The sequence below is a fragment of the Thalassobaculum salexigens DSM 19539 genome (assembly GCF_000423805.1).
Lineage (GTDB): Bacteria > Pseudomonadota > Alphaproteobacteria > Thalassobaculales > Thalassobaculaceae > Thalassobaculum > Thalassobaculum litoreum.
This window is the reverse complement of sequence record NZ_AUIR01000014.1, coordinates 1-22216: the sequence shown is the minus strand read 5'-3', so window position 1 is coordinate 22216 and position 22216 is coordinate 1. Positions and strand designations below refer to the sequence as shown.

The window sequence follows — 22216 nt, the reverse complement described above, 5'->3', positions numbered from 1 at the left end:
CCAGGTTTACGTAGACGGGGCCACTTTATGGGGTGATCAGGTCTAGCTAGTTGAAAATGTTATTTTTCAGTTCGTACGCCTGCTGACGCCGTCGCGATGAAATCGTTCGCACGTTCGGTCAAGACCGCAACGAGGACTTCACCGTCGTTCACTGCATCGACTGGATCTCTGAGAAGTGCGCCTGAAAGCGCCTCCCGAAGCCACAGCGATGTGGCGGGATCCTGCAGCACATCATCTGGCATTAACTTGTTCGGCATTGTTTCCTCTTTGAAATAACCGGAACAGTGAGGCACCAAACCCCGGCCCACTGCCCTACTCAGCGGCTTCTCAGAAGCGAAGGCCCGGCGCCTCGTGGCGCCGGGCCTGGTTGTCAGCGGGCTGGGTTCCAGATGAGGGCGTAGACGTCCTCTTCGTCCTGACCAGCGGCCTTGCCCAGATTGGCGTAGATGGTGCCGAACTCGGGGGCCTGCAGAGTGAGCGAGATGTACTCGTTCCCGGAGCGCTGCCCCACGTTCTTCCAGCCGGCGCCCAGCTCGATGTTGTCGCTCATGACCCGGAAATCCGGAGCCTTATCGTTGGCGGGGTTCGAGACCGGGATGATCTGGATCGGCGCCTTGATCGAAAGGGTCTTCAGGGAGCCGGTGTAAGTGTCGCCGTTCTTCGTGACGTAGCCGATGGTAGCCATGTGGTAGTCCTCCGAGTTTGTGGGGCAGTGCCCCGTTGTAAACACCGACCGCTGACAACGATGACGACGTGGGCGAACCCGAAGGGGCGCAACGCAGTGGAGCACTGGCCTCGGGCAAAAAATTGCTGCGCGAGGAAGGCCGCAGACCGGGGAATTTTTTGACCAGGGCCGGTTTCGCCAGCGGAGGAGTCGTTGTGCGGATAAAAGGTGTGTCACGGGATCGCCGCCCTCCTGATCAAACGGAGTGTATAACACATAGGTGTTGTGTGCTATGTCGGGTTTGACGACAGAAGACGCAGGCTCCATGCACCCTCACGTCGCAAGCGATAGACCAGCTCTCACCCGCGGAGTGGCGACGACATGGCTCCAGCAGCCGGTGATATGTGAGATTGGCAAGAGTAGCGCACGGCCGGATCCATCCAAGACCGGGGGTACGGGGTCGCTCGGCTCAACTGTCAGATCGACCCGGAGTTCTGCATCTCTGCGCAATGGGGAAGCAACCAAGGCAGCGAGTCATGAGTGAATGGCTATCCAGCATAGGCAAGACGATGATCCTGGTCCTGGCCACAACGTGCCTGGCCTCCGCAAATCAGACCGTCGTTCGGCATTTTCTTGCGGACGATGCCCGCCCTGCCCCATCCACCGAGAACCCATACCTGTCAGCAGCGCGAGAGCTGGCCCGGGATGCGGACCTGGTGCCGACCGTGCACCGGGTCGGCTACTGCGCCAGGTTTGAACAGCTCGTCGATTGGGGACACGAGTATGCGAGCGCCTGGTCGGAGATCAGCGAGACGACGCCGGCGCGACCGCTTGCGTGCGAGCGGCAACGCGCCGGGTCGGGGCTGATCGGAGACGACTGGCTGGACTGAAACCGCAGCGGCTTGCTTACAGCAAGCAAAATGGCAGACGGGCTCGCCAGCGGCGAGCGAGAAAGAACATAGCACGTATGGGCTATGTTCTTTCTACCACGGGCGCGCGGCGCAGCAGCGTAAGGCCGGGGGCCGTCAGGATCGCCTCCGACAGGAACCGCTCCCGCCCGAGATCATCGAAACCCACAAACAGCGTCGACCACTGCGACAGAAGATCCTCATAGCTGAGGAAGTCGAGGGCGTCGGCCAGGGGCTCGACCGACACTCCCGAAGCTCCAATGGCCGACGAATTTCGAGTGAGCCATGAGCGGATCTGGTCGGCCTGGGCGGGCGTCAGCCTGACAGCTCCATAGTGAGCTTCGGCGTCATTGTCCCAGCGCCACCGAACGACGTAGAGCCCGAAGCCAACGCGCTGCCCGCCGTCCTCGCCAATAGTCTCCAGGCCCGCGCGCAGCGCGGCCAATTTTGGGGCCGGAATGCCGGTCGAAACCGGATCTGCACAAACAGACCGGGCCGCTTCGACAAGCAGAGCACATCGGCCATGGTCATCGGTCATATCAACACTCCCGGTGTTGGTTTTCTCAGGCATGTAAGACGGGACAAACAGAAATTCAAATCAAGTGACGCAGTAGCATTAATGCGCCAAGTTGACAATAAACCAACGGCCGTCACTTATAATACTCGAACGAATATGGCCTATAGAGAATCACTGTTACTTTGTATTAGAAATAATTACAAAACGAGACCGCGCGACTACTTATCGCGCGGCCAGTCTCCGTCTAGGCGGCCTCGGATACAGGCTCCGGGTCGTCCACTTCCTCGGAGGGACAGGAAGCTGACGGCTCCCCGCCAGGAGCTACGGCGGGAAAGAGAAGCGCGGGATCGGTCCAGGCGTTCGCGATAACCTGCTTATCGGTCGGCGCGTCGGCCTCTGCGGCTTGTGCGAACCACGCGACCAGCACCTTAACCAGCTCGCCCTTTTTGGCCTTCGCGACCGCGGACAGGTCAGCGGCGTATCCGCATTCCACGGCAATCTCTTTGAGCCGATCGGTCCGATAGGATTTCAAGAAGGCTTCCGAAGGACGCCAGGAGCGGCGAACGTCTACGTCGAGGTCCTGGGCGACCCGATTGAACACGTCGGCGGACGTGTCCATGCCTTGGGTGTATTGCCCGAACGAGACCGCGACCAGCAGGCTGTGGAGGGTTTCCAGATCGTCATCAGAAAGACCGCTGATCACCCCGTAGAGGTCGAACCGCTGCCGTTGGAAGCCGCCACCCGCGTGCATGATGGCTTCGACGGGGCGTGCCTCATATTCAACGTCCTTCATACCAGCCGCCCGCAATGGCGCAGCCGCCGTCTCGGCCGCCGCGTCGAGCGCTTCCAGGATGGCGATGCCCGCATCCTTGGTGCGAAGCGTGCGGAAGGACCAGTGCTGATCGATCCCATGGGCGAAGCCCTGGAAGTTGCTCATGATCTGGTAGACCGCGATCTCAAGTGCCTTGCGGCGGTTGGCGATCACCGCCTGCATCACAGCACCGGAACGGGTGGCGCCGATCAGCTCCAAGAGCGCGCCGGTGTGAACGGGCTTTTCAGTCGGCTCGGGACCGCTCGCACTGCTCACCGCCGGGGCGCTCGAATATCTCGGGCGACGAAGTACGTTCTCGCGGATCTCCACCCGGCCGGTCACGGACATGCGGATCAGGACCGTATCGCCCTCCTCATGCTCGTAGTAGTCGTGCCACGAGTAATTGGGATCATCGGTCAGATCGATGACCGTCCTACCCTGCTCACGGAACGCCTCGGCCTTCGCATCGAGAGCCGCGCGCTGAAGCTCCATGAATTGCGCTCGGTCATCGAAGAACACCGCATCGTCAGCCGCGAACAGATCGCGCGTGACCGTGCCGGTGTAGAGCGACGGGTCGAAGATCGCCGCCGCCAGCGACGGCTTCTTGTCGGTGAAGGCCTCTTTGATGTTGTCGGCGTCGAAGCTCCAAGACCCGACGTGCTGTAGCATCTCGCGTTGCTCGTCGTGCGTGCCCATCGTGAGGGCCTGGGCTTCGGACAGGCTCACGTCACCGCTGCGCACGGCCTCTTTCGCCTCATTGCAGAGTGCCGCCAGGGCAAGGCGTCGGCGCACGGTCATCGTGCTGATGCCGGTCTTCTCGGCGATATCATCGAGCGACCAGCCGTCATCGATCAGGCGCACGAAGCCCTCGGCTTCGTCCAGGGGCTCCATATCCTGGCGCTGGATATTCTCCACGAGAGCGGCCTGCTCCAGCTCCTTCGGCTTGCCCTTGCCGATAGCGACCTTGATCGGGAAGTCCTTGGGCACGTCCTCTGCCTCGATCAGCATCTTGAAGGCCGCGAAACGACGGCCACCGGCGATCACCCGTAAGCGCTTGCCCTCGCGCTTCACCACAAGGTTCTGAATCTGGCCGGTGCTCTTGATCGACGCAGCCAGGCCGGAGACGTCACCGATAGTCTTACGCGGGTTGTCCTTCGGCGGCAGCAGTTGGTCAAAGGTGGTCGTGAAAGTCTCGTCAGTAATGATGGCCATTGCCTTGCTCCTATTCATGCGTTGTTGTTGATTAATATTGGCACATAACACCTATGTCTTCAAGAATTAACGAAACAAAGAACGTGTGAAAGCCTCACACACCCGCCGCATAGACCGTCGTTTTATTGGGTTATTCTTCTTTGATATTTCCTTTACTGGCCATGGCCGTTTGCTATGCAAACGGAACTAGGCCCGCGCCAATGAGCGGTAGGGGAATTGTCGAGGGCGCCGGGCGGGCACAGCCCGATCCGGCCGCTTGCGCCAGGCCCTCGACAAGGGGAAGGCGCCGCCTTCCCGGGGCGTTTCGGGGTATCCCCGCAGAAGGGGGTGTGGAGGAAACCGCGTGAGGGTTCCGGCCAGGGGGAAGGCTTTCCCCCGCCCTGGCCACTGCAGCGTCTAAGCGAGGCCGCAGGTGTGGACCACCGGGGGTTTTCTAGTCTGAATGAAAGAAGTTAAATGCGGGGTGAAGTTTAGTGACGATCGAGCTGGCTGGTACAGGTCCAAAGTAGCGTGAATCATATGAATGATCGGATAGACCCAAAACATAGAACTCCGTTTCTGTTAGAGCTCTGCAGAGTTTTATGTGCTCCAGCCTACGGCCTTGCGCGTCACTATTCAGAATGATAGCAGCATTGCGGCCGTTGATGAATACGTGGCCGTGTTCAGCGCAAACCTGATCGCCAGTATGTGCCGCAATCCGCTTGATCCATGCGGACGTGCCCGACCAATAACCTCTTTCGCGTGCGAAGCGTGCAGCGGCGTCCGGAACGCGGACCAGCACGTAATCCCCTGGTTCCGGGTTGCCGGACGTTTCCAAATAGAGATCAAACGGGACTGACGACGTTGCCGGGATATGGATCTGGCCGCTCCCTGGTGCGACGATGCTGAGGACAGCGAAAAGCGTTGAGGCGGTCAGTGCCGCTATGTGCCACGGCCGGAGCTTGCGCATCGGTCTAGGTACTCCGGATCTAAGGAGGGAGGCGTCACGTTGGCGTTGATCCTCGCGCCGCAGATGCACCACCAAGTGGGCGACAGGAGCGTCCAGGTGCCGGTTTCGCGTATTCGGTCGTAGACCGGATAGAAGCGCTGAGTGATCCGCCATGTGGAGAGATGCATCAGGATCTCTACCGGCTGGTCGACCTCGGGTATCCGGCCCCCTGCCCCACCGGTGAAGGCGATCATTTCGGACAGGATGGTTCCGTGGTCATTGCCGGCCCATCGCTCAAACAGGATGATTTCGGTTGGCGGCATGCGAAATAGCCGCCGCCGGCGACCGGGTTGATTTTCGATCTCGGGACCCTCGGTACACACGCCTGCCATGATGCGCATGTTGCGGCGCCCCTCGATGAAGCGTTCGGTGATGGTGATGAAGCCGCTCATCCGGCTTCCCGGACGGTTTGATGGGCTTTCGTGGCCGTTCGGGTGGCATATTTGGCCTGGCGTGCGGGGCCGCCTTTGTGATCCAAATCGCGGGCCGCCTGAATGGCCACGGCGATCTGATCCACGGAGCGCCCCCGCGAAGCGGCATACACACTGTATGCAAAATCGGCTCTGTGCAGGTCTCCGCCGTATTGCGGGTCGGTGTGAAAATCGGAGATTGAGCGTCGAAGATCGCCGCCCTCTATGGGTCGGCGGATCGCCCGACGCTCGGCAGCGTCGGCCGCCTCTTGTCGGAGCTGCCTTTCTGCGAGCTCGATCACCGTGTCGGTCCAGTCAGCATGCCGGCGATTGCAAGAGATCAGGCGGACGAAGGGGAAGAGCCCGTTCGGGCGCTGATGTTTCGGCTTTCGATTGGTGAAGCCGGGCAGCCGCCCGAAATGCAGAAAATCGGCGCTGCCTTGATCCGCAGCGAAGTCCGCCGCTAAGAGTTTGGCCACCCGCGTTGAGGGTTTGGGCTCAAGGTGACGGCTGTGTCGGATCCACGCCTGGAAGTTCTGTGGCGACGTCTCGACGACGGCGACCACTCCCCTGCCCTGCAGGTCGGCAACAGCCGCACGGTCGATGTCATCGAGCAAGGTGAAGCCATGGGGGTGAACGGGACGGACGTAAATGTTCTCGCCGCGGGCATTGCAGCGCTTCAGCCAGGCTAGCCGCTTGTGAACTTCTTCGGGTGTCGCGGTCTGGAGGAACATCTGTTCCTTCGCCGCGTTGAAGATCCCGAGCTGGAACGTCGGATGTCCGAATGCGTGTAGAAAGGATCTGACGACGAGGGCTGTGTCAGCCATGGAGCCGCGCCCGGGCAATGTGTGAGTGAGACGAGAACATGACACTTAGGTGTTACGTGTCAAGATGCAGTCGAAATGGCCTCGCGGTCATGCGCTTCCTGGATCAGGCCATACTGAGGATGGCGATTAGCAGTGCGAAAAAGGCAACGCGATAACGCCAGAACAGTCCCGCGAGAAGAACGAAAAGGCCGACTTCGTTCCGAATGGCAACCTCTTCGGCAAAGCGGCCAGCTGACTTTACGTCCTTAAGCATAGCTATGGTCCGTACCGGGACGGCAACTGATGTACTCGACTATTGGTAGAGCCAGGGATACGATCGCGTCAAGCATAGTCGCGGCAACGTGGCGTTTTGCTGGGCCGATCTAGCGGGCGGCTTCCAAACCAGCGCTCACGAGTGCCGCAGCGAGCTCGACCGGATCGTCGGCTAGTGATCGATTCGGCTCGACCTGACCCAACTCCTTGGCTTTCCTCTTCAGTCGGTCAAAGAAGGCCAAACGACCGGTGAAACCGCGCGACCGCAGTTCGGTCACCAGGCCAGGATAACGGATCTCTCTGGAAGGAAGATCGATCACCTCCCCGCCGTCGGGCTTGCTAGCGGCCTCTTTCCGCGTGAAGACTACGAGGACGCGGGCAAGGTCGTTTTGCGACCGCCGCTTTGCTCCTGGTCGGACTTGTTCGACGATCCGGAACCGGTATTCGGGTAGTGGGTCCTCCGCCTCCAGCTTGATCAGTGCCGACAGGAAGTGTGTAAGCCGGCCGCGGTCTCCAATTCGGGCTTGGAGCTTGGGGAGGCGGATCTGCCAGCGATCCTGATTGCCGACATGCACCCGGGCCAAGTCGTATAGGCGCCGCGGGATCGGCTCCAGGTCGAAATAGGCCTTAGCGTAGGTGAGGATCTTGCGGTCTTTCACGATCGCATTGAACAGCCATTTCCCGACAGTCACACGAACATGGCTGATCCGCTTCTTTCCACCGGAAGTTCGGTAGCGAATTCCGGTTCCGGTCCGCTCAAACCACTCGAACCAGCCGTCGGTGCCGATCGTCTCATCGTCGATCGTCACCTCGATGTTGGTGGAAATGGTGGAGCTGGTCAGCCGGTCGAGCATTGCCTTGAAGCGTTCGTAGCTCCGCGCATCGGTCGACCTCCCGGCGACGCGCAGAAAGTCGTGAACGCTGAAATTTATGACGCGGTCTTCATCCGTGCCGTTTAGGCGCCCGTCATCCATGCGCTGGGCGATCACCGTGGCGACGTACAGCACCAGGTCCTTGTCGTAGATCGTCGGTACACCGCTGCCATCGGCGGCGCGGACGGCGATCTTCACACCGAGTTCCGGATCCTCGAATTCGATTCGTGACTTGAGCGCCCTCTTGTCGAGGTCGAAGAAGGGATAGGCCATGATGTTGCGCTCGCCCTTGATCGCCCCGACGAGCGGGCCGTCGAGCTGCAGCGGGAGTTGGCTGGTGGATTTGGACATGGCACATCCTGTGGTCGTCACAGACAGTGTGACCACATATCGGCTGTATTCAACATTGGATGTTCATGCCTTGAACGCCTTGATTATAAAGAATCGGGCGATAGGGCCCTCAAGGCACGAAGATCGCATCACAGTCCCCTTCCCTGTTCAGCTAGCAGCATTCTGGGAGGCGTTCTCGGCTGCGATTTCCAGCGGTCGGGTCAATGGAACTGCTCGAGAAGAACCAAGGAAGAACGGATTCGTGCTTTGGACGCCTTGTTGATTCTCGGTTACTTCCGAAAAGGGGGGAGACGGGCTTCAAACAGGGCGGTCAAAGCACGAATCGAGAACCGGGTTTGCTGCCAAGGGGAAGCAGGAAGGCTCTCAAAGCACGAATTGCGATAGCTGTACGATGGTCGGTCGTGCTTTGAACGCCTAATTTGCGGTCGTAATTCGTGTCCTGAACACCTAATGGCTCGAGTTATGAGGGCCTAGTATTCGTGTCATAGAACCCTTGGGCTCGTGCTGTGTGGACCTTAGAGATTGATAACAGCTTGAGCTAAAAGGCAAAAACCAGGCGGTAACGAGTCTTAACTCTCTAAGATTCTTCTAACTCAGGTTAGGTCGATTCGTGCTTTGAAGGTCTAACGCTTGGGGCCGCGTTGAAGCTTCTCGATACCGTCGAAAGAGCTGACGATGACGTCGTCGCTTTGTGTCGCGAGATAGGCGATCGCCGCTCGCACAAGCTCAACCTCTTTGGCCTTCCGGCCATTGCGAAGTAGCGCGGTGTCGATAGCCTGTAACTGGTCGATCGTGCTCGATGGCAGCGTAAGCGTTTTCTTGATTGTCGAGGATGTCGGTTGTGCGGGCTCTGTGGGTGTTACAGCAGCCGTCGGCGTCGCCAAGTAGGCGTCCGACCTTTTTGTTTCCAACATTGCCTCATCGGCCGCAGCAAATCGGTCAATGGCACCCTTTGGCTTCCCCACTTTCCCTAATCCGCCAGCCATATCACACCCCCAGAATCTCGCGAACTTCAGCCACAAATGCGTCAACTTGGCGGCGTGCGTCGCCGGTTTGTGACCGCCTCATCCCATGAACGGACCGGCCGTCGACGGCCGCTGTTCGGAAGCCCTCCAGCTCCGCGATTGACTGCTTTAGGACAGGAACGCCCCAATCTTCGAGGACGGGCCGTAGTTCCTTTGCAAGACGTCGGTTAGAAGCGACTCGGCTAATGACGATCCGAGCGTCCAGTGTCTCGTTAACGGCCCTGACCTCGTCGATGATTTCCAAGGTCGCCTTGGTAGCGTCAAGGTCGGGAGCGGATGGGGGCAATGGCACCAGGACGAGATCCGACACCAGCATTGCGCTGCGGGGCTGTACTGCGGCTCGGTGCGGTGGAGTGTCGACGACTATTACGTGGTACTCGTTGACATAGGCGCGCAGCGATTGGTGGACGAGCTTTTCGGCACCGGAGAGATCAAAGGTCGGCACGGGCGGCTTCTCCAGTCCCTCGTCGAGCCTCGTAAGGTAGGCCATTACGCTTCCTTGGGGATCTGTGTCGACCAAGAGTGTCTTAAGCCCGGCGTGGGCTAGGCCCTCAGCAAGATTCACGGCGATGTTAGTCTTCCCGACGCCGCCTTTTTGGTTGGCGATGGTTATGATCTTCGCGGGCATGGCGCCGTCCCTCTATACGGCCGGTTAATATGGTAAAACCGGCGAAAACGGTTGCGGTGGGCAAACCGGCTAAACCCCATGATACGGAAAAACCAGGGAAGCCGGTCTAACCGGACCAGCCGGTTAATCCAGTAAAGCCGGATAATACAGATTAGACGGATAAGATGGAAGAGATGTATTGGGTAATTAATATGGCAAAACCAGAAATACCAGTTTAGACGGGATTAATGGTTGATACGAGGGATGTGGTTTCGCCGGCAAAGCCCGACTGCAGGGCTTCGGGAGGCCTTCTCGCCCGTGAGGAGCGAGTAGCCCGAAAGCGCCGGTTTATACAGTTGAGATGGTTTATACAGTTGAGATGGTTTATACAGTTGGGCTGGTTTATATGGTAAAACCTGTTTTGCCATGGCCGGGAAGCTCATCCCGTGAGCCGAACAGCTACGGCGACACGACCTGTCTGTCTAATCCCCTTCCACTGGCAACTTCCATTGGCAGACAGACGATTGAGGAACCTGAGGGCGGGTGGTCGGGTAATCCCGGCATCTAGCGCGAGCTGGGCAGCCGTTGTAACGGGCCGCGCGCAGAGGCAGTCGATTAAGGTGGACCTGGATCGGTCCCGTTTACCGCCAGCGTCGAGCTCGAGCAGATCGAGGGCATGTGCAATCCGAATCACTTCCATGCGGGTCAACTCGGCGGCGTGAGCGCAAACCCTTGCGATCCAGGCAAGCCCAAGGTTGGTTCTATCGTCCTGCGGGTAGGGTAGGGCACGCAGGGCTGCCGCTGTGCAGAGACCTCGATCCGAAGTCCATCCCATGCACCATGCAGCCCATGACAAAGCGATCGCCGCGAACATCCGCCGAGGGTCGGTCTCATTTAACGCGCCAACCTGGCGTAGCCAGGCCGGGTCGTCGCCGGCGAGCGAGGACGTCTGGTTGGCAGCCGTGCCGGCAAGGTTGGACCGGGGGAGGGTGACCCCTCTCACGCAATGCCATACATCGTAGAGACGGGCCAGCACGGGTCCCTCGGCACTGACGATGGCTTCGAGCTTCTCGACCAGTCGGTGGATTGCCTGCGCCCGTGGATCAGCGCCGCGATCCGCGGGCCATTCGGTAATGTCGCGATCGAGGTGTAGGAAGGCTGTTTCCAGTGACGGTGTGTTGGGGTCGTCGAGGGCCCGTAAGGCTCTCAAGGCACGAAGGCCGGTACCGGTCGGGCCGACGATGCGCGAGTGGGTGCGTTCCAGGTCGGCCAGGAGGAGGGTGTCGGCGTGGACCATCTCGCCATTCAGGCGGGTGAGGGCGACTGCTTCGTGGATCCGCAGCAGGGGACGACGTCGCTGAGCTGGGATTCGCAGGGCTGCGCGCTCCAGGTCGAGCATGGCCCGGGTAACACCGTCCGTGGCGGCCAAGACCACACGGGTGTCGGCGAGGGCATCGAGCCGGACCTGTACCGGGTCGCGCTCGCTCTCCAGTCCGGCGGCAAAGGCATCCAGGGATGCTATGATGTCAGAGGTTTCCATGGGGCACGTAACGATAGCACCTCTTAACTATACATCTAAGGGGTATGTGTTACTAGTAGTGATAATTTTCCTTATCGATACTTAAGGAAAAGACGGTAGAATCCGGCGCAGACGGCCCGCACGGACACAAAACCTGGAGCGCTGACGATGAGTGACGCTGAGAGAGACGCTGGGCCGACGACGCTTCCCGCCCCGACGGCACCAGGCGTGGTCGAGCTCGACCCGTCACTCGATCGGGCGTTGATCGCGAACCTCGGCGATGCCGGCCGCAACAACGACGCGGCCTTGAGCGAAAACACCCGGCGCGCCTATGAAACCGGCTGGCGGCAATACTGCGCCTGGTGCCGGCCGCGCTACCTGACCCCGCTCACCGAACACCCCGAGCAGATCGCGACATTTTTAGCGTCGCTGGTGCCGTCGGGGGATGCGGCGGCGCGCAAGAAGCTGTCGACGGTCAAACTGCGGTTGGCGGCGCTGAAGCACTTCTTCCGCGAGGCGGGGCAGGGGCTCGACTGGAAACACCCGGCGATCCGCAACCAGCTGAAGGGCCTGGCCCGCAACAACCCGGTCCTGGTGCGTCAGGAGCCCGTGCAGGCGCTGGGCATCGAGGATCTGACGACGATCGTGGCGGCCATTGATACGACTTGGCTGCGCGGCCTGCGCGACCGGGCGCTGATCCTGGTCGGTTATGCCGGGGCGCTGCGCCGAAGCGAACTGGTCGCGATAGACGCGGATCACCTGCAGGCGGTCGACGGCGGATATGAGATCTGGTTGGGAACCACGAAGACGGACGAGGGCGATCGCGACAACGTCTGTGTGATCGCAGAGACGGGTACGAGCCTGTGTCCGGTTCGGGCGGTGAACGACTGGATGGAGCGGGCCGGCGTATCGGAGGGTCCGGTCTTCCGGGCGTTCGATCCGCTGGGCGGCCTCAAACATACGGCCCTGACAGCGCAGAGTGTACGGCTGATCCTGAAGGAGCGGGCAGGGGAGGTGGGTCTCGATGTCCGGAGCACCTACCGGGGCGGCAAGACCATCACAGCACCAATACGCTGGGGCGGCCACAGCCTGCGCCGGGGCATGGCGACGGCCGTGGCGGAGGCGACCGACGGGGATGTCACTGCCGTGCAGCGCGCCGGGCGCTGGAAGACGCCGGTGACGGCTCTGCGGTATGTGGAAGAGACCCGGCGGGTCGATCGAAGCGCCTCCGCTTTGGTGATGGGCGGTAAGCGAAAGACATCTGACTAGCCGTTTGTATGGGTGATGGCGGAGAGAGGGCACCGGCGTTGGTCCGACGAGGGGTTTCCGTACCGGAATCCCAGGGCTGGGTCGTCATGGTGTTTCACGAAGTCAGTGCCTCCAGCACGGGACAATCGGGCAGCTCGTCGCCGGAACATTGTGCTGCTGTGTCGGCCAGCACTCGCTCGATGCGCTTGAGATCAGCGATCTTCTCACGCACATCAGCAAGATGCCGTTCCGTGCGCTCCTTCACTTCGGCGCAAGTCTGCGTACCGCGATCGACGAGGGAGAGCAGCCCGCGGATATCGTCGAGCGAGAAGCCCAACTCACGCGCCCGCAAAATGAACCGCAACCGCTCCACATGGCGGTCATCGTAGACGCGATAACCCGCTTCCGTGCGCGGCGGCTCCGGCATCATGCCGATCGTCTCGTAGTAGCGGATGGTCTCCAGGTTGCAGCCGGTCCGGCGCGCCAGCGCGGCCCTGCGCAATCCCTTCCCTGACGTGTCGTTTCTCATCTTTTCTGCAATAGCCCCTTGAGCCTGTAGTTACTACAGACCCTACCTTGAATGAACAACAAGATCGAGGACAGAACGACATGCATGAGGTGCAGACCGGCTCCGAGGTCCACCAAACCCCGGAAAATGCCGGTGACAACAGAAAGCGCTGGTATGCCGCCGGCGGGCTGATCGGCGCGGTGCTGGCATCGTCCTGCTGCATCGCGCCGCTGGTGTTGCTGACGCTTGGCGTCTCGGGCGCGTGGATCGGCAATCTGACCGCGCTGGAGCCTTACAAGCCCTACTTCGCTGCGATGACCCTCGTCTTCATCGGGCTCGGCTTCTACCAAATGTATGTGAAGCCGAAAAAGGCGTGTGCGGACGGCGGTTACTGCGCGCGGCCGCAGGCCTCAATCATCACCCAAACGGCCCTCTGGATCGGGACGGCGCTGCTCGTTCTGGCGCTGACGATCAACTGGTGGGCGCCGCTGTTTTATTAGGAGACGAACATATGAAACGACCCCTCATCACAGCCGCGGCGGCAGCCATCCTGCCCATTGGCGCCGCGCTTTTCCTGGTGCCGCAGTCGCAGGTAAACGCGCAGTCGACAACCGCAGCGACGGAAACCGCCACGGAAACCTTCACCATAGAGAAAATGACCTGCGCCATGTGCCCGATCACCGTGCGCAAGGCCATGGAAGGGGTCGAGGGGGTGCGCTCCGTCGAAGTGGACTTCGAAGCCAAGACGGCCACGGCCGTGTTCGACCCGAGCACCACGTCCACGGCGGATATCGCCGCTGCGTCGACGAATGCGGGATATCCCGCCCAGCCGAAATCGTGAGGGCGGGCATATGAAAGACGCCACGCTCATCAAGACCGGTGTCATCGGCACCGTCATCGCCGCTATCTGCTGCTTCACGCCGGTGCTGGTCATCGGGCTGGGCGTGGTCGGGCTGTCGGCTTGGCTCGGCTGGCTCGACTATGTGCTGCTGCCCGCGCTGGCGGTTTTTGTCGGCATCACGGCCTACGGCCTTTGGCGGCGGCAACGGGCTGCCGCCTGCTGCACGACTGATACCAATGCAATACAGGAGAACACCTGACATGACTGACTGCTGCACGCCGCCGTCAGACGGACGCTACGACCTCGCCGTTGTGGGTGCTGGCTCCGCGGGATTCTCCGCCGCCATCACCGCGGCCGAACAGGGAGCGAATGTGGCGCTGATCGGCCACGGCACCATCGGCGGCACTTGCGTCAATGTCGGCTGCGTCCCATCGAAGACAATGATCCGCGCCGCCGAGGCGCTGCATGGCGCGCGCGCTGCGAGCCGCTTTCCCGGCCTCGCCGGAGAGGCCCAGGTGGCGGACTGGCAAGCTCTTGTGAGCGCCAAGGATGAACTGGTGACGAGCCTCCGTCAGGGCAAGTACATCGACCTGCTGTCCGCCTGGCCGGGCATTTCCTATCTCGACGGTGCCGCACGCCTGACCACAGACGGCATCGCCGTGAACGGACAGGTGATGCCGGTAGGCAAGGCCATCATCACGACCGGCGCCGCGCCGGCAACGCCGGACATCCCCGGCATCGACGACGTGCCGTGGCTGTCCAGCACCACCGCACTGGAACTGACCGAGCTTCCCCGCTCTCTGATCGTGGTCGGTGGCGGCTACATCGGCTGCGAGCTTGCCCAGATGTTCGCACGGATGGGCGCAGAGGTGACGCTGGTGACCCGATCGCGTCTGCTGCCCGAGGCCGAGCCGGAAGTCTCGGACGCCCTGACCGGGTACCTGCGCGACGAGGGCCTGGCCGTGCGTGATAGCCTCGCCTATCGGCGGATCGTGCAAGCAAATGGCGCGGTTGCCCTGACCGTGGAAGTCGACGGCCGGGAGGAAACGCTGACGGCAGACCGGGTGCTCGTAACGACTGGGCGGTCGCCCAACACGCACGGGCTCGATCTTCAAGAAAACGGCATCCAGCTCGCCAACAACGGTGGCGTCGCGATCGATGAGCGGATGCGTACTTCCAAGGCCGGTCTCTACGCCGCCGGCGACGTGACCGGGCGCGACCAGTTCGTCTACATGGCCGCCTACGGCGCCAAGCTCGCCGCACTCAACGCGCTGAACGGCGACAGCCTCGTCTACGACAACACCGCCATGCCCTGGGTGGTCTTCACCGACCCTCAGGTGGCGGGCGTGGGTCTGAGCGAAGCCGCTGCCAATGCAGCGGGCTACGCCGTCAAGACCTCGATCCTGCCGCTTGACCAGGTGCCCCGGGCGCTTTCGGCGCGCGATACGCGCGGGCTCGTTAAGCTGGTCGCGGACGCCGGCACGGACCGGCTGCTGGGCGGCCAGATCCTCGCGCCTGAAGGCGTCGACAGCATCCAGACGCTGGCCCTCGCCCTCAAGACCGGCATGACGGCGAAGGCGCTCGGTGAGACGATTTTCCCCTATTTGACGACCGTCGAAGCGCTGAAACTCGCCGCCCAGACTTTCGACAAGGACGTGGCGATGCTGTCCTGCTGTGCGGGATAGACCCATCTCGGAGGCCGCGACACCTTGCGCCTCGACAGTCCACAGCCCCCACCGTATAAAGACCTATGCTCTCGCGAAACCGGATCTTTACCCTCGCAGTGCTCGCCCTCTTTGCGGCGGGGGTCATTGTGCATTCTGCGGGCGCGACATCCATGTCGCTCAAGATGGCCTTGGGCGACGCCGGCATAACCGATATGGCGGACTGTCAAGGCTGCGGCACCGACATTGACGGCGAGGACAGCGGAACAACATGCGACATCGTCTGCACGGTCTCGTTCGCTGCGAGCCTGGGCCAGATCGACATGTTCAGCCCCCACTTTGCGCACGTGGCCAAGCCATTGCTGGTTGAACGCTTGGTGGGCCAGACCGGTCTGCCGGAGCCTTACCCTCCCCGAACCCTCATCTGATCGGACGCGGGTCGAGGTACGCCTCGATCGCTGCGTCGGAACGCGATTGCCCGGCCCTTGCGCCGGCCGCCGCTGCTGACCCCATGCTCGGATCGAGAACCGTGCTGGTGCCGCAATCCCGACATCAGATGAGGCCACGACAATGTCCCCAATCCACAACCTGCCGCTGTCACGGCGACGCCTGCTGACAGCACTCGCCGCCGGCACGGCGAGTCTGGCGATGCTGCGCCTTATGTCGAATCCCGCGCGCGCCGCTGGGAGGAAGAATTTCTCGCTGCGCGCGGCCCCCGGCCGGGCACGTCTCGTGCCCGAGCCACACGGCGAGACGCCGGCCTGGTGCTATAACGACGCCGTCCCCGGCCCGGAACTCCGCGTGCGCCAGGGCGAGCGCCTCCGCGTAACGGTCGAGAATGCTCTGGCCGAGGAGACCACCGTCCACTGGCACGGGCTGCGCGTGCCGAACGCAATGGACGGCGTGCCGCATCTTACCCAGCGGCCGATCGGCGTCGGGGAGACCTTCGTCTACGAGTTCGACGCGGTCGATGCCGGGACGTTCTGGTATCACCCGCACCAGCGGAGCTTCGAGCAAGTCGGGCGCGGTCTCTACGGTCCCCTGATCATAGAGGAGGCGGACCCCCCCCGGGTTGACCGCGAGGTGACCTGGGTCCTGGACGATTGGCGGCTGACGCAGTCCGCCGAGATCGGCGAGGATTTCGGCAACCGTCACGACATGAGCCATGGCGGACGGATCGGCAATACAGCGACCATCAACGGCCGCGTTCCGGAGGAATTCGCGGTGCGGCGCGGCGAGCGGGTTAGGTTGCGGCTCGTCAACGCCGCGAACGCTCGCATTTTCGGTCTCGATTTCCAGGATCACGCGCCCACGGTCATTGCCCTCGACGGCCAGCCGGTCACCCCGCACGAACCGGCAGGCGGTCTTGTCGTTCTCGGACCGGCGATGCGCGCCGATCTTATCCTCGACATGACTGCAGAGCCGGGCAGCCGGGTGCAGGTCATCGACAGATTCTATCAGGACCTCGAATACCGGCTAATCGACCTCGCCTATGACGACGCGCCGCTCAGGGACAGCGCACCCAATTGGTCCGTCGCCCTGCCGGCCAACCCCCTGCCGGAGCCCGATCCCGCAACGGTCCGCCGGCATGAGATCGTTTTCAACGGCGGCATGATGGGCGACATGGTGATGCGCGAGATGGGCGGCAGCATGGGAGAAGGCGGTTCGAGCGGCATGATGGGCATGATGCACGGCGACGGCATCTGGTTCATCAACGGCAAGGCCGCAGAGGGGCACGTCCTCGACCCGATGCTGACGCTCGAACGCGACAGAAGCCACGTGATCGCGATGACCAACGCGACCGCCTGGCATCATCCGATCCATCTGCATGGTCATTCGTTCCGTGTCATTTCGCGCAACGGCGCGCCGACGATACACCGCGAATGGCAGGACACCGTCCTGATGGCGCCGCGCGAGCGGGTCGAGATCACCTTCGTCGCCGACAACCCCGGCGACTGGATGTTCCATTGCCACATTCTCGAACACCAGGCGGGCGGAATGATGGGCGTCATCCGCGTCGCCTGACACGACTTGGAAGGAATAAACCATGCGCAAGTCTATCATCGCCGTTTTAGCCGCCTCTGTATTGGGCGTCGCCGGCTATCTCACGCTCGACACCGCCGTGCAGGCCGAAGAGGTGACCCTCTACAAGAACCCGCAGTGCGGCTGCTGCGAAGGCTATGCCGACTACCTGCGGGAAAACGGCTTCGACGTCACCGTCGAGCCGACCCACGAACTCGTGCCCATGAGCCGCTCGTCCGGGATTCCAGACGGCTTCCAGGGCTGCCATCTCGCCTTCATCGACGACTATGTGGTCAGCGGCCACGTGCCTGTTGCGACTATTGACCGCCTGCTCGCCGAGCGGCCGGGTATCAAGGGAATCACGCTACCCGGCATGCCGCAGGGCTCGCCCGGCATGAGCGGGGTCAAGACCGGCGCCTTCGAGATCTACGCCATCGGCGACGGCGCCCCGCACCTCTACGCGACCAAGTAAGGAAAAGACATGAACAACGCACCGACCGGTATGGGCATGGGCGGCCAGATGATGGACGCCATGGGCGGAATGATGATGTGGGGCATGGGCCTTTTCTGGCTGCTCGTGATTGTCGTACTCGTCCTCGGAGTCGCAGCTCTTATAAAACACCTCTTCCGAGGCGAACGTTGAAGGCGCGGATCGCTTTCGGCGTTGTGTCGCTGCTCGGCGGAGGCGCTGCGGCCAGCCTGCTCTGGGTCGAACTTGACCGGAACGGTTCGACGGGGCCGTCCGCAGAACGCCTGGAACGCGGACAAGCAATTTACGCAGAGAACTGTGCCTCCTGCCATGGCGCAGAACTGGAAGGTCAGCCGAACTGGCGGCGCCGCCTGCCGACCGGTCGCATGCCGGCACCGCCCCATGATGCATCCGGGCACACGTGGCATCACCCCGACGACATGCTGTTCCGCATCACCAAGGAAGGGCCTGCCGCTGTTGTCGGCGGCAGCTATGAGAGCGACATGCCGGGCTTCGGCGGCGTGCTCTCCGACGACGAGATTCTCGCTGTCCTGGCCTTCATCGAGAGTACTTGGCCCGAGCGCGAGCGAACGCATCAGGCCGAGATCAGCCGTCGGGAAAAGGAGGGCAATCGATGAAGGTCGCGATTGCACTCGGATTTGTACTCGGGCTCATTTTCCCATCGGTAACGGCAGCGTCCGAACCGACTGCCGTCCCACTCCACGACACGCCGCGGCCTCTCTCTCAAATTTCGTTCACTAACGAACGCGGCGATATGCTCACGCTCGACCGTTGGCGGGGAAAGATCGTCCTTCTGAACGTCTGGGCGACGTGGTGCGGTCCTTGCCGTGAAGAGATGCCAACACTGGACCGGCTCCAGGAGACGCTCGGAGGGGAGCATTTCGATGTCGTGGCGCTGTCGATAGACCGCGCCGGTGCCGGCGTCGTGCGCCGGTTCTTCGACGAGATCGGTATCACCCATCTGGACATCTTCATCGACGAGACGATGAAGGCATCGCGCGATCTGAAGATTCTCGGCCTTCCAGGGACACTTCTCATCGGACCGAATCGCCAGGAGCTCGGTCGGCTGATCGGGCCAGCAGAATGGGACACACCGGCGATGATCGCCTTATTCAAAGCTGTGATCGCCAAATACACCGAAAAGGAACCCAACCAATGATCACAGACCGAAATGCCGCAGAACCTGCCCCACGTCTGCCTTTATCACTCTGGCTGCCTTGGCTATCAAGATGGCGGATTGTCCTTTTTCTGGCCCTCGGGACCGTGGGCGCGGGATTGGCACTCAACTGGGACTGGCTGACTGCCGTGGGTGCCGCACCAATTTTACTCAGCCTTGCGCCTTGTGCCGCGATGTGCGCCCTCGGCCTGTGCATGCGTGGCGGCGGTGCAAGGTCCTGCGCCACCCACGGCAAGGCGGACGCAGCGTCACAATCGCTTCATCGACAAGAGTGACGCGGCCAATAGGTATCACCGGCCGGCCAGATATTCCGGAGAGACAACATGTATTTCGCACGATTTGCCGCATTGGCAATTGCAACGGTCACCTTCGCCGTGCCGGCAATGGCGCATCATCCCGGTGCCGATCTCGACAAGTTCATGGGCAGCAAGGAGCAGTTCTTTCAGGCCATCGACAGCCCGGCACCACCGTTCAAACTGGCCGATGCCGATGGAAATACCGTCCGTCTGTCAGACTTCGCCGACAAGATCGTCGTGCTCAACTTCGTCTTCGCCGGCTGCACCGATGTCTGCCCGCTCCATTCCGCACTAATCGCGGATGTCCAGTCCAAAATCAACGGCACACCAATGGAGGACATGGTCCAATTCATAACCGTGACGACCGATCCTGAAGTCGACACGCCGGACATTCTGCGGCGCTATGGCGAGGCACATGGCCTCGATCCCCGCAACTGGATGTTTCTTACCCGACGCCCCGGCGATCCCGAGGATGCGACGCGCGCTCTATCGGAGACCTATAACGTCAAGTTCGAGCCGCTCGATGACGGGCAGCAGATGCACGGGGTGGCCACCCACGTGATCGACAGAGGCGGGCGTTTCGCAGCAAAATTCCACGGGCTGCGGTTCGGGCCGTTGAACCTCGTGCTTTACATCAACGGGCTCACCAATGCCCCCGACCGCCCCGCGAAGCCGGGGGCGCCTGACTGGTGGGAGAACCTCAAGGGGTTGTTTCAATGACAGGCGCCCATCGGGACATGGACCCTATGCGCGGTGAAGGCGCGGTCGGATGGCTTTCGGCGCTGCGCCGCTATATTACCTTTGTCGCCTTCGCGAACCTGATCTGGGAATTCGCACATATGCCACTCTATACGCTGTGGGAAACAGGGTCGGCAGGGGAGATCATCTTCGCAGCCATCCATTGCACTGGTGGCGATATCCTCATCGCGCTCAGCGCCGTCATGCTGTCCCTGTTCCTTTTCGGCGACGGAGCGTGGCCCACGGAACGCAAGGTTCCTGTATTTGCGGGCACCGTCGTCTTTGGGCTTGCTTATACGATTTTCAGCGAATGGCTGAACATCGAGATACGGGAAGCCTGGGCCTATCGCGAACTGATGCCCGTAATCCCGATTCTGGACGTCGGACTCAGCCCGGTCCTGCAATGGATCATCGTCCCGCTCGCCGGTTTCAGTCTTGCCAGGGCGCTCCCAACGGTGCGTCGAAAGCCAGTGATCGTCGATGCTTGATCTGTCTGGGATCGGCCTGATCGCCGCGTTTCTGGCTGGCGCCGTATCGTTCGTCTCGCCCTGCGTGCTGCCGTTGGTGCCGGGCTACGTCTCCTATGTCGCCGGGCATACGACGAGCACCGTGTACATCGAGCCGTCCGACCATCGACGGCAGGCAATCAGCATGGGCCTCTACTTCGTCGTCGGGTTCTCCACAATCTTCATGGCTCTGGGCGCAAGCGCGACTGCGCTCGGCCAGATGCTGCTGAGCTACCGGTATGAGCTCAATCTCGTGGGCGGTGCGATCGTGATCTTGTTCGGTCTGTTCATGATCGGCATGGCAAAAATCACGGTGATGCAACGAGAGTTCCGGTTCCACCTGTCCGTTCCGGGTGGACGGCCGCTTTCTGCCTATGTCCTCGGCATTGCCTTCGGATTCGGCTGGACGCCCTGTATTGGGCCGATTCTCGGCGCCATCCTGACGGCCAGCGCCGCATCCGCGACCGTCGCGGAAGGCGTCGCCCTGCTCGCCATCTATTCCGCCGGACTGGGTATCCCGTTTCTGTTCGCCGCCGCTTTCACCGACCGCCTCGCAAGGCGCTTGCGCACCATTGGACGCGTCGGCCGCCGGCTCCAACAAATCGCAGGGGGCGTTATGGTCGCGATGGGGATCACCATGATGACCGGTCAACTCTCGACATTCTCATACTGGCTGCTCGACGCATTCCCACTGCTTGGGCGTATCGGATAACGCCGCACAAGCCCAACAGAAGGGTGGTGCCCCCACCGGTACATTCCCTGCCATCTAATGCCGCCGTCTGAGGCGCTTTGCCTGCTGCTTTCACTATCGAATCGAACATTGACCCTGCACCATAGTACGGGGTTTCCGTACCGGATTCCCCCAAAGTACCGGGGACTGTTCCAAACGTGGGGGTCGGACGGACTTGTGGGTTCTCGCGATCGGTCAGATGTGAGGGATCCATGGATCGGCCGAGACGGGAGTGTTGGATGAGTTGGAAGCTCGAACTGGTGGAAGTCGGTCCGACTTCCGGGTCTCGCCGCCTGGAAGTTGGTTGGCTTGGCGAGATCCATGCTCCGGCCAGCGTCGACGATATCGGCCTCAATCATGCCATGGCGCATCAGCTTCTCGCTGATCTCCAGCGTGCTGTGGTTGAGCTCCAGGAGGCACGCCTGCGGGAGTATGTCGACGGTCAGAGCGCGTACCTGGTCGACTACGCTCAACGCCAGCGGGCCGGAAAGCCGGTCGGCACGTCGATCTCCGAGGGCTTGGCAAACGCTTTGGTGAACCGCCGGATGAACAAGCTGCAGCAAATGCGATGGTCGGCCGCCGGTGCCCACGCGGTCGTTACCATGCGTCTCAATGCTATGAACGCAGCGACCAGAAGAGGTGTCGTCGCGACTGCCGCCACTGCGTGACCCCACGTTTGGAACAGTCCCCGGTACTTTGGGGGAATCCGGTACGGAAACCCCTGAACGGTCGATCCGAGGGATCGCCGTCGGGCGGAAGAACTACCTCTTCATGGGCTCCGAGGGCGGCGGCAAGGCCGGGGCCATCGCCTACACCCTCATCGAGACCGCCAAGCTAAACGGCGTCGACCCGCAGGCCTGGCTCACCGACGTGCTCGGCCGGATCGCCGAGCACAAGATCAACTGGCTCGATGAGTTGTTGCCCTGGACCTACGCTCAGCACTGCTGAGCGTACCGGCGATCGTCAGACCTGGTCAGATGGGCTTGGCCAGACGCTCACGATCGGGCGTCGCCCCATGACGGTCATTGGAAGC

The 22216-nt window shown here is 61.6% G+C and carries 29 protein-coding genes; 17 read left to right on the top strand and 12 right to left on the bottom strand.

Features of this window, described 5'->3' with window-relative positions; translation table 11 throughout:
* Positions 1-59: 59 nt before the first annotated feature.
* The gene (locus G578_RS28945) at positions 60-257 is read right to left on the bottom strand and encodes a hypothetical protein (protein WP_084618666.1); all 198 of its coding nucleotides are present in this window, start codon (positions 255-257) and stop codon (positions 60-62) included.
* A gap of 113 nt (positions 258-370) precedes the next feature.
* On the bottom strand, positions 371-685 hold the full coding sequence (locus G578_RS0103550; protein ID WP_028793083.1) for a DUF736 domain-containing protein: 315 nt from the start codon (positions 683-685) through the stop codon (positions 371-373).
* A 515-nt stretch (positions 686-1200) separates the two neighbouring features.
* Here G578_RS0103550 and G578_RS0103545 point away from each other — a divergent pair.
* Positions 1201-1554 (top strand): hypothetical protein, encoded by a 354-nt coding sequence (locus tag G578_RS0103545; RefSeq protein WP_028793082.1) that lies wholly within the window; start codon positions 1201-1203, stop codon positions 1552-1554.
* Positions 1555-1636: 82 nt separating this feature from the next.
* On the opposite strand, the gene G578_RS0103540 is transcribed toward G578_RS0103545, so the two are convergent.
* From G578_RS0103540 to G578_RS29355, 9 genes are all read right to left on the bottom strand, one after another.
* Complete coding sequence (locus G578_RS0103540; RefSeq protein ID WP_028793081.1) at positions 1637-2110, bottom strand: hypothetical protein; 474 nt, start codon at positions 2108-2110, stop codon at positions 1637-1639.
* 223 nt (positions 2111-2333) lie between these two features.
* Entirely contained in the window at positions 2334-4112 is a 1779-nt protein-coding gene (locus G578_RS0103535) for a ParB/RepB/Spo0J family partition protein (RefSeq protein WP_028793080.1), read from the bottom strand.
* Positions 4113-4545: 433 nt separating this feature from the next.
* Positions 4546-5061, bottom strand: a complete 516-nt coding sequence (locus G578_RS28940; protein ID WP_156907197.1) for a S26 family signal peptidase — start codon at positions 5059-5061, stop codon at positions 4546-4548.
* A complete protein-coding gene (locus G578_RS29360) occupies positions 5034-5492 on the bottom strand; it encodes a DUF2840 domain-containing protein (protein ID WP_028793079.1) in 459 nt (152 codons plus the stop codon). The genes G578_RS28940 and G578_RS29360 overlap by 28 nt, the downstream gene beginning before the upstream one ends.
* Positions 5489-6337 (bottom strand): DNA-primase RepB domain-containing protein, encoded by an 849-nt coding sequence (locus tag G578_RS28130; protein WP_051243825.1) that lies wholly within the window; start codon positions 6335-6337, stop codon positions 5489-5491. The genes G578_RS29360 and G578_RS28130 overlap by 4 nt, the downstream gene beginning before the upstream one ends.
* Before the next feature lie 362 nt (positions 6338-6699).
* Entirely contained in the window at positions 6700-7812 is a 1113-nt protein-coding gene (locus G578_RS0103515) for a replication initiator protein A (protein ID WP_028793078.1), read from the bottom strand.
* Positions 7813-8435: 623 nt separating this feature from the next.
* On the bottom strand, positions 8436-8798 hold the full coding sequence (locus G578_RS0103510) for a hypothetical protein (protein ID WP_156907196.1): 363 nt from the start codon (positions 8796-8798) through the stop codon (positions 8436-8438).
* Position 8799: 1 nt separating this feature from the next.
* Positions 8800-9465 carry a ParA family protein gene (locus G578_RS0103505; protein ID WP_028793076.1) on the bottom strand — a complete coding sequence of 222 codons (666 nt, stop codon included), beginning with the start codon at positions 9463-9465 and terminating at the stop codon, positions 8800-8802.
* A 418-nt stretch (positions 9466-9883) separates the two neighbouring features.
* Positions 9884-10984: a hypothetical protein gene (locus G578_RS29355; RefSeq protein ID WP_156907195.1), complete on the bottom strand. Its 1101-nt coding sequence runs from the start codon at positions 10982-10984 to the stop codon at positions 9884-9886.
* A gap of 207 nt (positions 10985-11191) precedes the next feature.
* Between G578_RS29355 and G578_RS0103490 the strand changes: the two genes are divergently transcribed.
* The gene (locus G578_RS0103490) at positions 11192-12232 is read left to right on the top strand and encodes a tyrosine-type recombinase/integrase (RefSeq protein WP_169400815.1); all 1041 of its coding nucleotides are present in this window, start codon (positions 11192-11194) and stop codon (positions 12230-12232) included.
* A 94-nt stretch (positions 12233-12326) separates the two neighbouring features.
* Here the strand turns inward: G578_RS0103490 and G578_RS0103485 are convergent, their stop codons facing one another.
* On the bottom strand, positions 12327-12740 hold the full coding sequence (locus G578_RS0103485; RefSeq protein WP_028793073.1) for a MerR family transcriptional regulator: 414 nt from the start codon (positions 12738-12740) through the stop codon (positions 12327-12329).
* An 80-nt stretch (positions 12741-12820) separates the two neighbouring features.
* Here G578_RS0103485 and G578_RS0103480 point away from each other — a divergent pair, with 80 nt between their 5' ends.
* The 15 genes from G578_RS0103480 (at position 12821) to G578_RS0103410 (ending at position 22131) form a co-directional block, all read left to right on the top strand.
* Positions 12821-13219 (top strand): mercuric transporter MerT family protein, encoded by a 399-nt coding sequence (locus tag G578_RS0103480; protein WP_028793072.1) that lies wholly within the window; start codon positions 12821-12823, stop codon positions 13217-13219.
* 11 nt (positions 13220-13230) lie between these two features.
* On the top strand, positions 13231-13560 hold the full coding sequence (locus G578_RS0103475; RefSeq protein ID WP_028793071.1) for a heavy-metal-associated domain-containing protein: 330 nt from the start codon (positions 13231-13233) through the stop codon (positions 13558-13560).
* Between the two features lie 10 nt (positions 13561-13570).
* Positions 13571-13819 (top strand): mercury resistance system transport protein MerF, encoded by a 249-nt coding sequence (gene merF / locus G578_RS0103470; protein ID WP_028793070.1) that lies wholly within the window; start codon positions 13571-13573, stop codon positions 13817-13819.
* A gap of 1 nt (position 13820) precedes the next feature.
* Complete coding sequence (merA, locus tag G578_RS0103465; protein ID WP_028793069.1) at positions 13821-15245, top strand: mercury(II) reductase; 1425 nt, start codon at positions 13821-13823, stop codon at positions 15243-15245.
* A 152-nt stretch (positions 15246-15397) separates the two neighbouring features.
* Positions 15398-15652 carry a hypothetical protein gene (locus G578_RS0103460; RefSeq protein ID WP_139189454.1) on the top strand — a complete coding sequence of 85 codons (255 nt, stop codon included), beginning with the start codon at positions 15398-15400 and terminating at the stop codon, positions 15650-15652.
* 142 nt (positions 15653-15794) lie between these two features.
* Positions 15795-17249: a multicopper oxidase family protein gene (locus tag G578_RS0103455; protein WP_028793067.1), complete on the top strand. Its 1455-nt coding sequence runs from the start codon at positions 15795-15797 to the stop codon at positions 17247-17249.
* A 22-nt stretch (positions 17250-17271) separates the two neighbouring features.
* On the top strand, positions 17272-17718 hold the full coding sequence (locus G578_RS0103450; protein WP_028793066.1) for a DUF411 domain-containing protein: 447 nt from the start codon (positions 17272-17274) through the stop codon (positions 17716-17718).
* A 9-nt stretch (positions 17719-17727) separates the two neighbouring features.
* Positions 17728-17889 (top strand): hypothetical protein, encoded by a 162-nt coding sequence (locus G578_RS29350; RefSeq protein ID WP_156907194.1) that lies wholly within the window; start codon positions 17728-17730, stop codon positions 17887-17889.
* Complete coding sequence (locus G578_RS28125) at positions 17886-18353, top strand: c-type cytochrome (protein WP_028793065.1); 468 nt, start codon at positions 17886-17888, stop codon at positions 18351-18353. Before G578_RS29350 ends, G578_RS28125 begins: the two co-directional genes overlap by 4 nt.
* Positions 18350-18895 (top strand): TlpA family protein disulfide reductase, encoded by a 546-nt coding sequence (locus tag G578_RS0103435; protein WP_028793064.1) that lies wholly within the window; start codon positions 18350-18352, stop codon positions 18893-18895. The genes G578_RS28125 and G578_RS0103435 overlap by 4 nt, the downstream gene beginning before the upstream one ends.
* Positions 18896-19236: 341 nt before the next feature.
* Positions 19237-19929, top strand: a complete 693-nt coding sequence (locus tag G578_RS0103430; RefSeq protein WP_028793063.1) for an SCO family protein — start codon at positions 19237-19239, stop codon at positions 19927-19929.
* Between the two features lie 26 nt (positions 19930-19955).
* Positions 19956-20435: a hypothetical protein gene (locus G578_RS0103425; RefSeq protein WP_028793062.1), complete on the top strand. Its 480-nt coding sequence runs from the start codon at positions 19956-19958 to the stop codon at positions 20433-20435.
* Complete coding sequence (locus G578_RS0103420; RefSeq protein ID WP_028793061.1) at positions 20428-21165, top strand: cytochrome c biogenesis CcdA family protein; 738 nt, start codon at positions 20428-20430, stop codon at positions 21163-21165. Before G578_RS0103425 ends, G578_RS0103420 begins: the two co-directional genes overlap by 8 nt.
* Positions 21166-21422: 257 nt before the next feature.
* Positions 21423-21851: a hypothetical protein gene (locus G578_RS0103415; RefSeq protein WP_028793060.1), complete on the top strand. Its 429-nt coding sequence runs from the start codon at positions 21423-21425 to the stop codon at positions 21849-21851.
* 103 nt (positions 21852-21954) lie between these two features.
* Positions 21955-22131, top strand: coding sequence for a transposase domain-containing protein (locus G578_RS0103410; RefSeq protein WP_211228858.1), 177 nt, complete (start codon positions 21955-21957; stop codon positions 22129-22131).
* Positions 22132-22216 lie beyond the last annotated feature (85 nt).

Coding starts and splice junctions, on each gene's coding strand:
- G578_RS0103430 (WP_028793063.1), top strand. CDS start 19,237: ATGTATTTCGCACGATTTGCCGCATTGGCAATTGCAACGGTCACCTTC.
- merF (WP_028793070.1), top strand. CDS start 13,571: ATGAAAGACGCCACGCTCATCAAGACCGGTGTCATCGGCACCGTCATC.
- G578_RS0103475 (WP_028793071.1), top strand. CDS start 13,231: ATGAAACGACCCCTCATCACAGCCGCGGCGGCAGCCATCCTGCCCATT.
- G578_RS0103420 (WP_028793061.1), top strand. CDS start 20,428: ATGCTTGATCTGTCTGGGATCGGCCTGATCGCCGCGTTTCTGGCTGGC.
- G578_RS0103455 (WP_028793067.1), top strand. CDS start 15,795: ATGTCCCCAATCCACAACCTGCCGCTGTCACGGCGACGCCTGCTGACA.
- G578_RS0103425 (WP_028793062.1), top strand. CDS start 19,956: ATGCGCGGTGAAGGCGCGGTCGGATGGCTTTCGGCGCTGCGCCGCTAT.
- G578_RS28940 (WP_156907197.1), bottom strand. CDS start 5,061: ATGCGCAAGCTCCGGCCGTGGCACATAGCGGCACTGACCGCCTCAACG.
- G578_RS0103415 (WP_028793060.1), top strand. CDS start 21,423: ATGAGTTGGAAGCTCGAACTGGTGGAAGTCGGTCCGACTTCCGGGTCT.
- G578_RS0103480 (WP_028793072.1), top strand. CDS start 12,821: ATGCATGAGGTGCAGACCGGCTCCGAGGTCCACCAAACCCCGGAAAAT.
- G578_RS0103505 (WP_028793076.1), bottom strand. CDS start 9,465: ATGCCCGCGAAGATCATAACCATCGCCAACCAAAAAGGCGGCGTCGGG.
- G578_RS0103410 (WP_211228858.1), top strand. CDS start 21,955: ATGGGCTCCGAGGGCGGCGGCAAGGCCGGGGCCATCGCCTACACCCTC.
- G578_RS0103545 (WP_028793082.1), top strand. CDS start 1,201: ATGAGTGAATGGCTATCCAGCATAGGCAAGACGATGATCCTGGTCCTG.
- G578_RS0103435 (WP_028793064.1), top strand. CDS start 18,350: ATGAAGGTCGCGATTGCACTCGGATTTGTACTCGGGCTCATTTTCCCA.
- G578_RS0103450 (WP_028793066.1), top strand. CDS start 17,272: ATGCGCAAGTCTATCATCGCCGTTTTAGCCGCCTCTGTATTGGGCGTC.
- G578_RS0103485 (WP_028793073.1), bottom strand. CDS start 12,740: ATGAGAAACGACACGTCAGGGAAGGGATTGCGCAGGGCCGCGCTGGCG.
- G578_RS29355 (WP_156907195.1), bottom strand. CDS start 10,984: ATGGAAACCTCTGACATCATAGCATCCCTGGATGCCTTTGCCGCCGGA.
- G578_RS29350 (WP_156907194.1), top strand. CDS start 17,728: ATGAACAACGCACCGACCGGTATGGGCATGGGCGGCCAGATGATGGAC.
- G578_RS0103540 (WP_028793081.1), bottom strand. CDS start 2,110: ATGACCGATGACCATGGCCGATGTGCTCTGCTTGTCGAAGCGGCCCGG.
- G578_RS29360 (WP_028793079.1), bottom strand. CDS start 5,492: ATGAGCGGCTTCATCACCATCACCGAACGCTTCATCGAGGGGCGCCGC.
- G578_RS28130 (WP_051243825.1), bottom strand. CDS start 6,337: ATGGCTGACACAGCCCTCGTCGTCAGATCCTTTCTACACGCATTCGGA.
- G578_RS0103535 (WP_028793080.1), bottom strand. CDS start 4,112: ATGGCCATCATTACTGACGAGACTTTCACGACCACCTTTGACCAACTG.
- G578_RS0103550 (WP_028793083.1), bottom strand. CDS start 685: ATGGCTACCATCGGCTACGTCACGAAGAACGGCGACACTTACACCGGC.
- merA (WP_028793069.1), top strand. CDS start 13,821: ATGACTGACTGCTGCACGCCGCCGTCAGACGGACGCTACGACCTCGCC.
- G578_RS0103460 (WP_139189454.1), top strand. CDS start 15,398: ATGTCGCTCAAGATGGCCTTGGGCGACGCCGGCATAACCGATATGGCG.
- G578_RS0103515 (WP_028793078.1), bottom strand. CDS start 7,812: ATGTCCAAATCCACCAGCCAACTCCCGCTGCAGCTCGACGGCCCGCTC.
- G578_RS28945 (WP_084618666.1), bottom strand. CDS start 257: ATGCCGAACAAGTTAATGCCAGATGATGTGCTGCAGGATCCCGCCACA.
- G578_RS0103510 (WP_156907196.1), bottom strand. CDS start 8,798: ATGGCTGGCGGATTAGGGAAAGTGGGGAAGCCAAAGGGTGCCATTGAC.